Source organism: Nonomuraea sp. B208, from assembly GCF_057536035.1.
The window spans coordinates 144,440-157,589 of record NZ_BAAJOU010000033.1 but is presented as its reverse complement, the minus strand read 5'-3'; the positions used below and the strand labels follow the sequence as shown (position 1 = coordinate 157,589).

The window sequence follows — 13,150 nt, the reverse complement described above, 5'->3', positions numbered from 1 at the left end:
GTCGGCATCCCTGTCGCTAGGCTGACCCCATGACGCTCGCTCCTGGTCTCCGCTCTCAACTGCTCATCATGGTCGAGATGTCGGACACCGCGAAGCGGGCCGGCAGCGGCGACGTGCCCGTGCTGGCCACGCCGCGCCTGCTCGCGCTCGCCGAGGCCGCGACCGTACAGGCGGTCGAGAAGCACCTCGCGCCCGGCGAGACCTCCGTCGGCACCAGGGTGGCGCTCGAACATCTCGCGGCCAGCCCGCTCGGCACGCACGTGCAGATCGGCGTCGAGCTGACCGAGGTGGACGGCCGCCGGCTGGTCTTCGCCTTCGAGGCCCACGACAAGCGCGGCGTCGTGGGCCAGGGGACGATCGAGCGCGTCGTCGTCGACCGGCACAAGTTCCTCGCGGGCGCGCAGCGCCGTCTCGGCTGACCGGGCGGCGGGCGGGCGGCTAGTCGATGACGGCGATGAGATCGCCCTCCTGGATCACGTCGCCCTCGGCGACCTTGAGCTGCGCGACCACGCCGTCGTCCTCGGCGAGCACCGGGATCTCCATCTTCATGGACTCCAGGATGACCAGCGTGTCGCCGTCCGAGACGGTGTCGCCCTCGCTCACGAGGACCTTCCAGACGTTGGCCACCATCTCAGCGCGTACCTCAGCCACCGGGGCTCCCCTCTTTCGTCAATGTGTTCACTCTAGGCCCGTCCGCCGCGCATCCGCGCGACGAGCGCGGTGTCGTAGTCGCCGCTGACGAACTCCTCGTTGTCCAGCAGCTCGGCGCAGAACGGCAGGTTGTTCTTGGGTCCCGCGACCGCGAACGCCTCGACCGCCTTGCGCCCCTTGGCCAGGGCGTCCGCGCGGTCCTCGCCGTACACGCACAGCTTGGCCATGAGCGGGTCGTAGAACGGCGTGACGGTGTTGCCCGCCTCGTAGCCCGAGTCGACCCGTACGCCCTCGCCGACCGGCTCGTCCCAGGTCGTGATGACGCCGGGGCCGGGGAAGAAGCGCTTGGGGTCCTCGGCGTAGACGCGGAACTCGATCGCGTGCCCGCGGGGCCGTACGTCGAGGTCGGGGCTCTCGCCGGCCGCCACCCGCAGTTGCAGCTCGACCAGGTCGAGGCCGGTGACCAGCTCGGTGACCGGGTGCTCCACCTGGAGCCTGGTGTTCATCTCCAGGAACACGAAGTCCTGCTGGTCGGCGTCCACCAGGCACTCGACCGTGCCCGCGCCGAGATAGCCGACCGCCTCGCCGGCCCGTACCGCGGCGGCCAGCATGCGCTCGCGCAGCTCGGGGGTGATGCCGGGGGACGGCGACTCCTCGACGACCTTCTGGTGGCGGCGCTGCACCGAGCAGTCGCGCTCGCCGAGCGCCAGCACCCGGCCGTCGGGCAGGCCCAGGATCTGCACCTCAACGTGACGGGCCCGCTCGATGTAGCGCTCGATCAGCACCGCGGGGCCGTCGAGCGCGTCGCCGGCGAACCTGGACGCCGCCCGCGCCGCCTGCTCGTACGCCTTGGCCAGCGCCTCGTCGTCGTGCGCCACGCTCATGCCGATGCCACCGCCGCCGCCCGCGGTCTTGGCCATGACGGGGTAGCCGATGCGCTCGGCGGCCCGCAGCGCGAGCGACAGGTCGGTGACCGGCTCGCGGGTGCCCGCCGCGACCGGCACGCCGGCGGCCTCCATGAGGTTCCTGGCGTTGATCTTGTCGCCCATGCGGTCGATGGCCTCCGGCGACGGCCCGATCCAGGTCATCCCGGCCGCGACCACGGCGCGGGCGAAGGCGGCGTTCTCCGAGAGGAACCCGTAACCGGGGTGGATCGCCCGCGCTCCGGTGGCGCGGGCCGCCTCCAGCACCTTGGCGACGTCGAGGTAGCTCTGCGCGGGGTTGGCGGGGCCGAGCAGCACGGCCTCGTCGGCCTCCCGTACGAACGGCAGGTCGGCGTCGGCCTCCGAGTGCACGGCGACGGCCCGCAGGCCCATCCGTTTGACCGTGCGGATGATCCGGCGCGCGATCTCCCCTCGGTTGGCGATCAGAACGGGTCCGAGCGTCTCAGTCAGCACGCGGATTACCCTATGACCGCGGGTGGCTTTTCCCCTTTCGCCCGAAACCACCGATCCGGCGGAGCCGAACTGTAGGAACCCCACAATGGGGTCAGAGCCGACCCCGGTCGATCACCCGGGCCAGCGCCTCCAGCGCGTGCGGATCGTACGCGCCGCCCGGCGCGCAGCGGATGCGCTCCAGCGCCGCCCCCGCCCGGTCGCGGTCGGTCGAGGGGCCCACCAGGTCGTCGTAGGCGTTGGCGACCTTGATGATCCGGCTGGACAGCGGCGGGTCGGCGGAGATCGGGTCGCACTGCCGCCGCACCACCTCGGCCACCCGGTCGAGCACCCCGGTCTGCCTGATGACCTCGGCGCCCAGCTCGGCGATGCGGCGGGCCTGCTCGGGCTCGGTGAGCACGGTCGCGCCGCCGGGGATCGGATCGCGCAGCGAGAGCTGCCCGATGTCGTGCATCAGGGCCGCGTACTCCAGCTCCAGCAGCTCGGGCTCGGCCATGCCCAGCTCCCTGCCGACGGCCACGGCGAGGCGGCTCACCCGGCGCGAATGGCCGGGCTCGACGTAGCCGCCGACCTCGGTGACCCGCGACAGCGCGCGCACGGTCTGCAGGTAGGTCGCCCGGATGCCGGCGTACTTGCGGAAGGCCACCTGCGTGACCAGCAGCGGCGCGGCGAACACCAGCAGCGCGACGAGGTCCATGCTGTGGGTGGCGAGCGCCAGCAGCACGCCGGAGGCGGCCACGGCGGCGCCGAGCGGGAAGGCCATGTTGAGCTCGTCGCGCACCGCCACCCGGAACGCGGTGCGCACCTGCTCGGCCCGCAGCCAGGCGGCGATCAGCACGTCGACCAGCAGACTGACGGCGATGAGGGTGACCATCACGGCGAGCGCCGGCCACCAGGTGCTGGTGGGCGGCTCGGTCATCCGGCGGAGCGGATCGGCCAGCGGACGGAAGGCGAAGGCCAGCAGCGCGCCGGTGAGGAGCCTGCGGGCCATCGCGTCCAGCCGGGGCGGGCGGCCCACGGCCAGGTGGGGCGCGGCCCCCGCCGCCATGCCGACCGCGATCACCGCCACGACCTGCAGCGCGGAGTGGGTCAGCGGATTCTGGCTGAGGTCGAGCAGCAGGGTGTAGCCGAGCGCGGCGGCGGCCCCGATGGGCGCGACCTCCCGGTTGCCCGGCATGGTGAGCCTGGCCAGCTCGCCGACCGCGATCAGCGCGCCGAACCCGACGGCGATCTCCGGCCGGTCGAGCCCGACGGTGGCGGTGTGGGCGACGCCCGCCACGGCGACCAGGCCGGCCGCGCAGATGAGCAGCAGCTGGCCCGAGTCGAGCCTGCGCAGGACGGTGCTGAACGAGCGTCCCGTGGTGCGCGCGACACGTCCGGTGGCGATCATGGCCCGGTCACGACCTGGATGGGCGTGGTGGGGTCGTCGTGGTCCTTGATGGTCGTGGCGACGGCCTCGGGCGGCGGCGGGTCGACCCGGCGCGGTGGCTGCCACGGCTCGCGTTCGAGCGCCCGGATGAAGGCGTCGACCATGACGGGGTCGAAGTGGGTGCCCGCGCTCTTGCGCAGCTCCTCGACGGCGACGGGCACCGGCCGCGCCCCGCGGTAGGAGCGGTCGGAGGTCATCGAGTCGAACGCGTCGGCGACCGCGATGACCTTGGCGAACTCGGGGATCTCGTCGCCCGCGAGGCCCATCGGGTAGCCGGTGCCGTCGTGCTTCTCGTGGTGGTGCATGATGCCGGCGTAGGCCTCGTCGAGGAAGCCGATGCCCCGGACGATCTCCAGGCCGCGCATCGGATGGAGCTGGATCGCGGCGAACTCCTCCTCGGTGAGCGGCCCGTCCTTCTGCAGCACCTTGGTGGGCACGCCGAGCTTGCCGACGTCGTGGAGCATGCCGGCGTAGCGGATCGCCCGCACCCGCTCCAGGCCCATGCCGATCTCCTGCGCGATCATCGAGGAGGCGTGCGAGACGCGCGTGCAGTGGCCCCGCGTGTAGTAGTCCTTGGTCTCCACGGCCTGGCACAGGGCGGCGATGGTGGCGTCGTACGAGCGCTGCTGCGCGTGATACTGCCCGAACGCCCACCGCGCCACGAACAGCGGCAGCAGCACCAGCACCGCCGAGATCGACTGCACGGTCGCCCAGAGCCCGGCCACCAGCAGCCCGAACGTGCCGTAACCCAGATAAGACAGCAGGAACTGCGCCATCCCGCGCATCGGCACCTCGGTGTCCCGCACCCCGGTGGCCAGCGCCACCATGGTGAGCGTGAGCACGATGTTGAGCGGCACGAAAACAGCGGTGGCCGCGGCGTAGGGCCCGATGAGGTCGTCGAAGGCGTTGACCTGGGGCACGCCGACCCGCCCGTCGAGCGCGAGGTAGACCTGCCCGGCCGCGTAGCCGCAGATGGCGAACTGCGCGCCGTTGAAGAGGCGCTTGATCAGCGGCAGCCCCGGCCGGACGCTCAGCACCGCGGTCAGCCCCACCAGGGCCGCGCCCTCGGGGCCGATGAGCACCACGGCGGCGAGCGAGGCGGAGAAGCTGACCGACACCGCGAACTGCTCCACGTTGAGCAGCGTGGGCATCGACTCGCAGACGAGGAACAGCAGCGCGAGCACCAGCAGGACGTCGAGGTCCCCGGTGGCCACGGGCATGCCGGAGACCATCCCGGCGCGGGCGATGAGCGCGGCCGCCGCGCCGATGACGGCGACCAGGTAGACCCTCGCGGGCCATGGCAGGTCACGCATGCGGCTCCCCCTCCGGCGTCGTCAGGTCCAGGACACGCCGCGAGGCGTCACGCCGCCGGCCCGCGCAGGCGTCCGGGCGACCGTCACCTTCACCATGCGATGCCTCCACGTCGACTTCTGGGCTTCAACGCTACAGAAGACGACGCGGCCGCACCGGCCGGCCGGAGAATCGCAAGCAAAGCGTAATCAAGCCACTACGTGCGGCGATGCGAGCGCGCCCATTCGACGGTCTGCTTGATGCCGGTCGCGAGGTCGGTGCGCGGCTCCCAGCCGAGCCCGACCTGGGCGGGCACCGGGTCGACGGCCATGGCGGGCAGGTCGCCGAGCCGCGCCGGGGCGAAGCCCGGCTTGTCGGGCGCGCCGGCGGCGTCGGCGATCAGGGAGTGCAGGCGGCGGTCGGTGGTCTGGATGCCGGTGCCGAGGTTGAACCTGCGGCCGTCGCCGCGCTGGCCGCAGGCGCGGGCGAAGCCGTCCACGACGTCCTCGACGAAGACGTAGTCGCGGGTCTGCGTGCCGTCGCCGAAGACGACCGTCGGCGTGCCGTTGAGCAGGGCGTCGGTGAAGATCGACACGACGCCGGCCTCGCCCTGGGGCGACTGGCGGGGGCCGTAGACGTTGGAGAGCACCAGCGTGGTGTACTCGATGCCGTGCAGGGCGCGGAAGGTGGCGAGGTAGATCTCGCCGCTCAGCTTGGAGGCCGCGTACGGCGAGCGCGGATCGGTCGCCGCGTCACCGGGCACCGGAATGGTGGCAGGCCGCCCGTAGACCGCCACGGACGAGGCGAAGACCACCTTGCGGGCGCGGCCCTCGTGCGCCGCCTCCAGGACGCGGGCGGTGCCCTCGACGTTGACGGAGGCGTCGTGCACCGGGTCGGCGACGCTCTTGCGCACGCTGATCTGCGCGGCCAGGTGGCAGATGACCTCCGGCTGCACCTCGGCGGCCAGGCCCACCAGGGCCGGCTCGCGTACGTCGAGGACGTGCAGCCGGAACCGCTCGCTCCCCGCCGCCCCGGTCAGGTTGTCCCTGCTGCCGGAGGACAGGTCGTCCACGACATGGACCTCGTGGCCGTCGGCAAGCAGCCGATCGACGAGGTTCGATCCGATGAACCCGGCACCCCCGGTGACCAACACGCGCATGGGGAGCATCCTAGTCGGCGAGGTCGGCTCTCACCTGTGCGATTCGGTCCAGCACTTTCGAGCGAAGGTCTGCGGGGACGGGATCACAGCCGCAATGTTTGGCTACGAGCGCCTTGACCGCTTTGTCGAGGTCGTACTCCTTCAGACACGGGCTGCACTCGTCGAGGTGCACGCGGATCTCGACGACGTCGTGCTCGGTCAGCTCGCCGTCGAGATAGGCGTAGACCTTGTCGAGCACCTCGCGACAGTCCGTGTCATGTGGGTTGCCACAGCTCATTTCGATTCCTCCGCCGGGACCAGGCCGCGCTCACGGGCGTAGTCCTCAAGGAGGCCCCGCAGCTGCCTGCGTCCCCTGTGCAGCCTCGACATCACGGTGCCGATGGGAGTGCCCATGATGTCGGCGATCTCCTTGTAGGGGAAGCCTTCGACGTCGGCCAGGTAGACCGCGATCCTGAACTCCTCGGGCAACGCCGCGAGGGCCTGCTTGATGTCGCCGTCGGGCAGGTGCTCCAGCGCCTCGACCTCGGCCGACTTCAGGCCGCTCGAGGTGTGGGACTCCGCCCGCGCGAGCTGCCAGTCCTCGATCTCCTCGGTGCCGGACTGCTTGGGCTCGCGCTGCTTCTTGCGGTAGCTGTTGATGAAGGTGTTCGTGAGGATCCGGTAGAGCCACGCCTTGAGGTTGGTGCCCTGCTGGAACTGATGGAACGACGCGAACGCCTTGGCGAAGGTCTCCTGCAGGAGGTCTTCCGCGTCCGCGGGATTTCGGGTCATCCGGAGCGCGGCGCTGTAGAGCTGTTCGAGATACGGCATGACGTCGCGTTCGAATCGCTCGCTCCGCTGCTCCAGCGTCTCCGCGCCTGTCGCGGGCACCGGACCCACCCCCCTAAGATCACCGGTGGCCGGCTGCTGCGGGTCACCGTACTCGGGGAAGGATACCCGCTGGCCCAGGGCGGGCCTGGCATCGGGGAGGGGCGCTGCCAATGTGAGCATGCTCGTCGCAACATCCCCGCGCCCCCGTCTGTTCCCGCAAGATAGAAGGTACGAAGGACCCGGTGCGGGGAACGTCATACGTACCGGCTGGTAGCCCTTTTTCCGTCACCCAGGAGTCGCGTGTGCTGCCCATTCCGGCCGAGGAACTCAACGGCTCAGGGACGCTCGGGCCGTACTGGACGTTCTACCGCGCCGTCGCCGCCGAACAACTCAACCGCTGGCTTCCCGCCGACCCCTCCGTGATCCTCGACCTGTCCGGCGGCCGTGGGCGCTGGTCCGGGCAGGCGGCGAGGGCCGGGCACAAGGTGATCGAACTGCTGGACTTCCGCCGTACCGTGGACCTGCAGTCCCGGTTGCGGGACGCTGACCGGGTTCGTCATATACGCGCCGATGATCTGGCGTTTCTCCCCGACGCGAGCGTGGACGCGGTGCTCGCCGAGGAGCGCGTGATGTCGATCGAGCTCATGGCGGAGTCGGCCATGAGCGACGTCGCCCGGGTGCTGCGGCCGGGCGGCCGGGCGCTGGTGTGCGTCGACTCGCTGGTCCTCGGCATGGCGATCCTGGCCGAGCAGGAGCAGTGGCAGCACCTGCGGCAGACCGGCGAGGTCATGCTCGTGCCCTGGCCCGACGGCAGCATCACGCGCTGCTTCAGCAGCGGGCAGTTGCGCGAGCTGCTGATCGGCGCCGGCCTTGAGGTGGAGTGGGTGCGGCCGCGCACGGTGCTGTCGCCGTCCACGGTCGACCACGTGCTCGGCTCCGACGCGCGCTCACTGACCTGGCTCGTCCGCACCGAGCTGGAGGCCCACCCGGACGACGACGACACCGTGGGCATCCACCTCGTGGCCAGCGCCAGGAAGAAGGGCTGACGCCCTCAGGGGGTGACCGCCGTTCTTCGTGGCCGGCGGCGCTCCCGGAGGGCTGGGGTCCTTCTCCCGCGGCAGGACCTGGCACCTGCTCAGCGGCAGGGCTGGGGACCTTCTTCCGCGGCAGGGCTGGGAGCCCGCTCAGCGGCGCCGCTCCCGCTTGCCCTGGCACTCGACGCACCTGGCGGCCTCCGGCCGCGCCTCCAGGCGGCCTTCGGGCACCGGTCTGGCGCAGTCGACGCAGCGGCCGTACACGCCTTCCTCCAGGCGTTTGAGCGCCTGGACGACCGCGTCGCGCTGCGTCCCCGCCACGGTCAGCATGGCGCGGGCGCGATCGGCGTCGGTCAGGTCGGAGCCGGCGTCGGCCGCGTGGTGCTCGCGCACCGCGACCGGGTCTCCCTGCAGAACGGCGATCGAACGGTCCAGTTCGGCCAGCATGTCTTCCAGCCGCTCACGAGCGGTCGTGACGTCCACGAATCCGCACCTCCGGGTGAAAGGAAGCAGCCCGTGGCGAGAACTCCCCGGCTGTTCCGCCCGGTGCAGTCAAAGGGGCATGTGCGGCGGTGACCTCGAGTAAACGAATGCACGCGCTTTCCTCACCGGATGCCCATTTCCCGCACTTCCTACACCTTCAGAAAAGGGCGGTCTCCTCTTGTTCGGGGAGAGGTTTGATGAGGTCGGGCCCATTGTTTCTGACGTTGTTGACATCGGTCGACACCGCGTACGCGGTGAGCCTCCCCTGCTCGGCCGGCACCAGCAGCCGGGTGGCCTCGGCGGGGTCGGTGAGCTTGGGATCGAGCCATTCGGCCCAGCGCTCCCGCTCGATCATCATGGGCATCCTGTCGTGGATGCGGCCCAGGTCGTCCTCCGCGTCGGTGGTGATCACGGTGCAGGTGACGAGCCATTTGAGCGGGTCGTCGTCGGCGCGCGAAGGGTCCTTCCAGAACTCGTACAGGCCGGCCATCGCCAGCACCCCGCCGTCGGCCGGATGAATGTAGTAGGGCTGTTTCTTACGCTTCTCGCCCTCGACCGGCATCCATTCGAAGTAGCCGTCGGCGGGCAGCAGGCACCTGCGCTTGGCGAACGCCCGTCGGTAGGACGGCTTCTCCGCCACCGTCTCGATCCTGGCGTTGATCATGCGCGAGCCGATCGACGGGTCCTTGGCCCAGGCGGGCACGAGGCCCCATTTGACGACCCTGAGCTGCCGCACCGCGCGGTCGCCCTCGTCGGGCACGCGGTCCATGATCGCGTAGACGTTCTTGGTGGGCGCGACGTTGTAGTCGGGGCCGAGCTCCTTGTCGGGCTCGCCGTCCAGCTCGACCTGGAACTCCTCCAGGAGCTCGTGCTTCTTGCGCGCCGAGGCGTATCTACCGCACATGACCCCACCCTGCCACGCGGCGCCGACACCTACGCCTTCCCGCCACGTGTTCACCGTCGTCCACAGGTGGTGACCCCGGCCCGTCACGCCCGGATAGGCTTTGACCATGTCCGTTCCGCACTGGCCCGCGCCCACCGCCGCCGCGCCCGTCAGCGCCGCCGTGCCGCTGCCCGGCAGCAAGTCGGTGACCAACCGCGCGCTCGTCCTGGCCGCGCTCGCCGAGGGTCCCGGCGTGGTGCGCAGGGCCCTGCGCAGCCGCGACGCCGACCTCATGGTCGCCGCGCTGCGCGCGCTCGGCGCCCGGCTGGAACCGTCCGCCGAGACCCCGGCGAGCGTCGACTGGCACGTCACGCCCGGCCCGATCCGCGGCGGCGCGGCGGTCGACGCCGGCCTCGCGGGCACGGTCATGAGGTTCGTGCCGCCGATCGCCGCGCTGGCCGACGGGCCGGTCTCCTTCGACGGCGACCCGCACGCCCGCAAGCGCCCGATGGGCCCCATCCTCGACGCCCTGCGGGCGCTCGGCGCGCGGGTCGACAACGACGCGCTGCCGTTCACCATCAGCGGGCCGCTGACCGGCGGCGAGGTCACGCTCGACGCCTCGGGCTCCTCGCAGTTCGTGTCAGGGCTGATGCTGTCGGCCGCGCGCTTCGCCAAGGGCGTCACGATCCGGCACGCCGGCCCGCCGGTGCCCTCCCAGCCCCACATCCGGATGACCGTGCAGATGCTGAGGGCGGCCGAGGTCGTGGTCGACGACGGCGAGCCCGACGTGTGGCGGGTCGAGCCGGGGCCGATCGCGGCGCGCGACGTCACGGTGGAGCCCGACCTGTCCAACGCGGCGCCGTTCCTCGCCGCCGCGCTCGTCACGGGCGGCACGGTCACCATCCCCGCCTGGCCGCGCGTCACCACCCAGCCGGGCGACGCGCTGCGCGGCCTGCTCACGTCCATGGGCGCCACCGTCGCCCGCGACGAGCACGCCGACTCCGCCGACCTGGTGGTCACCGGCACCGGCGAGATCACCGGCATCGACGCCGACCTGCGCGAGGTCGGCGAGCTCACGCCCACCATCGCCGCCCTGGCCGCGCTCGCCACCACGCCCACCCGCATCCGCGGCGTGGCCCACCTGCGCGGCCACGAGACCGACCGGCTGGCCGCGCTGGCCACCGAGATCAACCGGCTCGGCGGCGACGCCGAAGAGACGGACGACGGGCTGATCATCCGCCCGCGCCCGCTGCACGGCGGCGTCTTCCACAGCTACGACGACCACCGCATGGCCACCGCCGGCGCGGTGATCGGCCTGCGGGTGCCCGGCGTCGAGGTGGAGAACATCGCGACGACCGCCAAGACCCTGCCGGAGTTCGTCCGCATGTGGACGGCGATGCTGGAGTCCCGGTGACCGTCCGGGCCGGTTTCGCGACCGGCGCTCCGGGCACCTCGCAAGGGGGCCGTACGACCCGAAGGAAGGACCTCACGCATATGGGAGCGGACCGCTGAGAAAGCGGGAATACGACGAGGACGACGTACGGGTGAGGCCGGGCAAGGGCTCGCGGCCGCGCACCCGCATCCGTCCTGCGCACGAGGACGCCGTCGAAGGATTCGTGGTCGCCGTCGACCGGGGCCGCTACACCATCCTGGTCGAGCCCGACCGCGCCAAGGGCTCGGCGCACAAACGCAGGCAGCAGCACCAACGCCGGCTCGTGGTCGCCATGAAGGCCCGCGAGCTGGGCCGCAAGGGCATCGTCGTCGGCGACCGGGTGGCGCTGGTGGGCGACGTGTCGGGCCGGCCCGACACGCTGGCCCGGGTGGTGCGGGTGGAGCCGCGCACCTCGATGCTCCGCCGTTCGGCCGACGACACCGAGGACACCGACGGCATCGAGCGCCCGATCGTGGCCAACGCCGACCAGCTCGTGATCGTCACCGCGCTCGCCGATCCGCCGCCCCGGCCGCGGATGATCGACCGCATCCTCGTGGCGGCGTTCGACGCCGAGATCGACACCCTGCTCTGTCTCACCAAGTCCGACCTCGCCCCGCCCGACGGCCTCGTGGCCCTCTACGAGCCGCTGGGCGTCTCGCACGTCGTCGTCCACAAGGGCGGCTCGCTCGACGAGCTGCGCGAGCACCTGACCGGCCGGATCAGCGTCCTGGTCGGGCATTCCGGGGTCGGCAAGTCCACCCTGGTCAACGCCCTGGTCCCCGACGCCAACCGGGCCGTCTCCCAGGTCAACGCGGTCACCGGCAGGGGCCGGCACACCTCCACCTCGGCGGTGGCCCTTGAGCTGCCGGAGGGCGGCTGGATCATCGACACGCCGGGGGTGCGCAGTTTCGGCCTGGCCCACGTGTCGGTCGAGACGGTGCTGGCCGCCTTCCCCGACCTGGTGGAGGGCACGGTCGACTGCCCCAAGGGCTGCACGCACCTGGCCGACGGCTGCGCGCTCGACGCGTGGGTGGCCGCGGGCAACGCCGATCCCACCCGGCTGGAGTCGCTGCGCCGCCTGCTGTCCAGCCGCGAAGGCGCGCTCGACGACGCCGCCGAACGCACGTGACGACCGGCGCCGACGCCAGCGCGAGTATCAGCGCCGACGTCAGGCCCGGCTTCAGCACCGGTATGAGGGCCGGCATCAGCACCGACATCGGGACCGGCATCAGGGCCGGCGGTGTCAGCGCCGGTGGGGCCGTAGCGTCCACGTGATGGCGACCGTCGAGACGAGCACGCCGTCGCCGTCCGTCAGCTCCACCGCCACGTCGAACTCCGGCCGCCCGCCCGCGTCCAGCTCGGCGACCACCGCCTCCCGCGTCGCCAGCAGCCGGGCCTCCGCGCGCACCTCGCCCTTGGCGAACTTGCGGTACTCCACCCTGGCGCCGGTGGTGAGCGGCGTGGCCCGGCCGAGCTCGTCCCCCAGCAGCGAGAGCATCGCCGCCCCCGAGGCCGTCTCGGCCAGCGTGAACAGCGCTCCGGCGTGCGGCCCCGCCACGTGGTTGCGCACGTCCTCGCGGTCGGGCAGCCGGCAGACCGCCCGCCCGTCGCCCACCTCGTCGAAGACGATTCCCACGGTCCGGGCAAAGGGGACGCTCTCCAGCAGAAATGCACCAACATCCAATGACATATCCGCATGCTACCCGCGAGTAACTAGAGGGCCGGTTACCAGAAAAGGGGCCTCTGCGACTGATGTTCCCTCCGCCCGGCACGATAGCGTGGGCGACCGTGCAGGGTTACAACGATGATCTACGCCTCGCGCACGTCATGGCGGACGCCGCCGACGACCTCACCATGCGCCGGTTCAAGGCCGTCGATCTCAAGGTCGACACCAAGCCCGACCTCACCCCGGTCAGCGACGCCGACCGCGCCGTCGAGGAGGCGATCCGCGGCACGCTGCGCCGCGCCCGGCCCCGCGACGCGGTCGTGGGCGAGGAGTACGGCACGACCGGCCACGGCGCCAGGTCCTGGATCATCGACCCCATCGACGGCACCAAGAACTACGTGCGCGGCGTGCCCGTGTGGGCGACGCTGATCGCCCTCATGGAGTACGGCCGCGTCGTCGTCGGCCTCGTCTCCGCCCCCGCGCTCGGCCGGCGCTGGTGGGCGGCCACCGACGGCGGCGCGTGGACCGGCAAGAGCCTGGCCAAGGCGTCCAGGATGCACGTCTCCTCGGTCTCCGACCTGGGCGACGCCTCCTTCTCCTACTCCAGCTTCGGCGGCTGGGAGCAGACCGGCAGGCTCGACACCTTCCTCGACCTCAGCCGCGCCTGCTGGCGCACCCGCGCCTACGGCGACTTCTGGTCGCACATGATGGTCGCCGAGGGCTCGGTCGACTTCTCCGCCGAGCCCGAGCTGTCGGCCTGGGACATGGCCGCGCTCACGGTCATCGTCGAGGAGGCCGGCGGCGTCTGGACCGACACGACGGGCGTACGCGGGCTGGAGGGCGGCAGCCTGGTCTGCAGCAACGGCCTCCTGCACGACGAGGTCATCGCCCGGCTCAACGGCACCCGCGTCCGCTGAAC

At 71.7% G+C, this 13,150-nt stretch carries 15 protein-coding genes; 5 read left to right on the top strand and 10 right to left on the bottom strand.

Features of this window, described 5'->3' with window-relative positions:
• Window positions 1-29: 29 nt before the first annotated feature.
• Window positions 30-419, top strand: coding sequence for a thioesterase family protein (locus AC27IY_RS46140; RefSeq protein WP_329590228.1), 390 nt, complete (start codon window positions 30-32; stop codon window positions 417-419).
• 19 nt (window positions 420-438) lie between these two features.
• Here the strand turns inward: AC27IY_RS46140 and AC27IY_RS46135 are convergent, their stop codons facing one another.
• The 7 genes from AC27IY_RS46135 to AC27IY_RS46105 all read right to left on the bottom strand — a co-directional run bounded on the left by AC27IY_RS46135 (window position 439) and on the right by AC27IY_RS46105 (window position 6,802).
• The gene (locus tag AC27IY_RS46135) at window positions 439-651 is read right to left on the bottom strand and encodes a biotin/lipoyl-binding carrier protein (protein ID WP_329590226.1); all 213 of its coding nucleotides are present in this window, start codon (window positions 649-651) and stop codon (window positions 439-441) included.
• 32 nt (window positions 652-683) lie between these two features.
• Complete coding sequence (locus tag AC27IY_RS46130) at window positions 684-2,048, bottom strand: acetyl-CoA carboxylase biotin carboxylase subunit (RefSeq protein WP_487181827.1); 1,365 nt, start codon at window positions 2,046-2,048, stop codon at window positions 684-686.
• A 91-nt stretch (window positions 2,049-2,139) separates the two neighbouring features.
• Window positions 2,140-3,435, bottom strand: coding sequence for an HD-GYP domain-containing protein (locus AC27IY_RS46125; protein WP_364454414.1), 1,296 nt, complete (start codon window positions 3,433-3,435; stop codon window positions 2,140-2,142).
• Window positions 3,432-4,787 (bottom strand): HD-GYP domain-containing protein, encoded by a 1,356-nt coding sequence (locus AC27IY_RS46120; RefSeq protein ID WP_423475563.1) that lies wholly within the window; start codon window positions 4,785-4,787, stop codon window positions 3,432-3,434. The genes AC27IY_RS46125 and AC27IY_RS46120 overlap by 4 nt, the downstream gene beginning before the upstream one ends.
• A gap of 194 nt (window positions 4,788-4,981) precedes the next feature.
• Window positions 4,982-5,923 (bottom strand): NAD-dependent epimerase/dehydratase family protein, encoded by a 942-nt coding sequence (locus tag AC27IY_RS46115; protein WP_344217707.1) that lies wholly within the window; start codon window positions 5,921-5,923, stop codon window positions 4,982-4,984.
• A 10-nt stretch (window positions 5,924-5,933) separates the two neighbouring features.
• Window positions 5,934-6,200, bottom strand: coding sequence for a mycothiol system anti-sigma-R factor (rsrA, locus tag AC27IY_RS46110; RefSeq protein ID WP_344217709.1), 267 nt, complete (start codon window positions 6,198-6,200; stop codon window positions 5,934-5,936).
• Entirely contained in the window at window positions 6,197-6,802 is a 606-nt protein-coding gene (locus tag AC27IY_RS46105; protein WP_329592803.1) for a sigma-70 family RNA polymerase sigma factor, read from the bottom strand. The genes rsrA and AC27IY_RS46105 overlap by 4 nt, the downstream gene beginning before the upstream one ends.
• A 233-nt stretch (window positions 6,803-7,035) precedes the next feature.
• Here AC27IY_RS46105 and AC27IY_RS46100 point away from each other — a divergent pair, with 233 nt between their 5' ends.
• Complete coding sequence (locus AC27IY_RS46100; RefSeq protein ID WP_344217711.1) at window positions 7,036-7,779, top strand: class I SAM-dependent methyltransferase; 744 nt, start codon at window positions 7,036-7,038, stop codon at window positions 7,777-7,779.
• Window positions 7,780-7,917: 138 nt separating this feature from the next.
• Here the strand turns inward: AC27IY_RS46100 and AC27IY_RS46095 are convergent, their stop codons facing one another.
• Both AC27IY_RS46095 and AC27IY_RS46090 read right to left on the bottom strand, forming a co-directional pair.
• Window positions 7,918-8,250: a TraR/DksA family transcriptional regulator gene (locus tag AC27IY_RS46095; protein WP_091078819.1), complete on the bottom strand. Its 333-nt coding sequence runs from the start codon at window positions 8,248-8,250 to the stop codon at window positions 7,918-7,920.
• Between the two features lie 157 nt (window positions 8,251-8,407).
• Window positions 8,408-9,154, bottom strand: coding sequence for an SOS response-associated peptidase (locus tag AC27IY_RS46090; RefSeq protein WP_344217714.1), 747 nt, complete (start codon window positions 9,152-9,154; stop codon window positions 8,408-8,410).
• A gap of 106 nt (window positions 9,155-9,260) precedes the next feature.
• Here AC27IY_RS46090 and aroA point away from each other — a divergent pair, with 106 nt between their 5' ends.
• Window positions 9,261-10,547, top strand: coding sequence for a 3-phosphoshikimate 1-carboxyvinyltransferase (gene aroA, locus AC27IY_RS46085; protein ID WP_487181826.1), 1,287 nt, complete (start codon window positions 9,261-9,263; stop codon window positions 10,545-10,547).
• Window positions 10,548-10,677: 130 nt separating this feature from the next.
• Window positions 10,678-11,694, top strand: coding sequence for a ribosome small subunit-dependent GTPase A (rsgA, locus tag AC27IY_RS46080; protein ID WP_423446651.1), 1,017 nt, complete (start codon window positions 10,678-10,680; stop codon window positions 11,692-11,694).
• Between the two features lie 114 nt (window positions 11,695-11,808).
• On the opposite strand, the gene AC27IY_RS46075 is transcribed toward rsgA, so the two are convergent.
• Window positions 11,809-12,255: a DUF4442 domain-containing protein gene (locus tag AC27IY_RS46075; protein ID WP_364454431.1), complete on the bottom strand. Its 447-nt coding sequence runs from the start codon at window positions 12,253-12,255 to the stop codon at window positions 11,809-11,811.
• 62 nt (window positions 12,256-12,317) lie between these two features.
• Between AC27IY_RS46075 and hisN the strand changes: the two genes are divergently transcribed.
• Complete coding sequence (hisN, locus tag AC27IY_RS46070) at window positions 12,318-13,148, top strand: histidinol-phosphatase (RefSeq protein ID WP_371252880.1); 831 nt, start codon at window positions 12,318-12,320, stop codon at window positions 13,146-13,148.
• Window positions 13,149-13,150 lie beyond the last annotated feature (2 nt).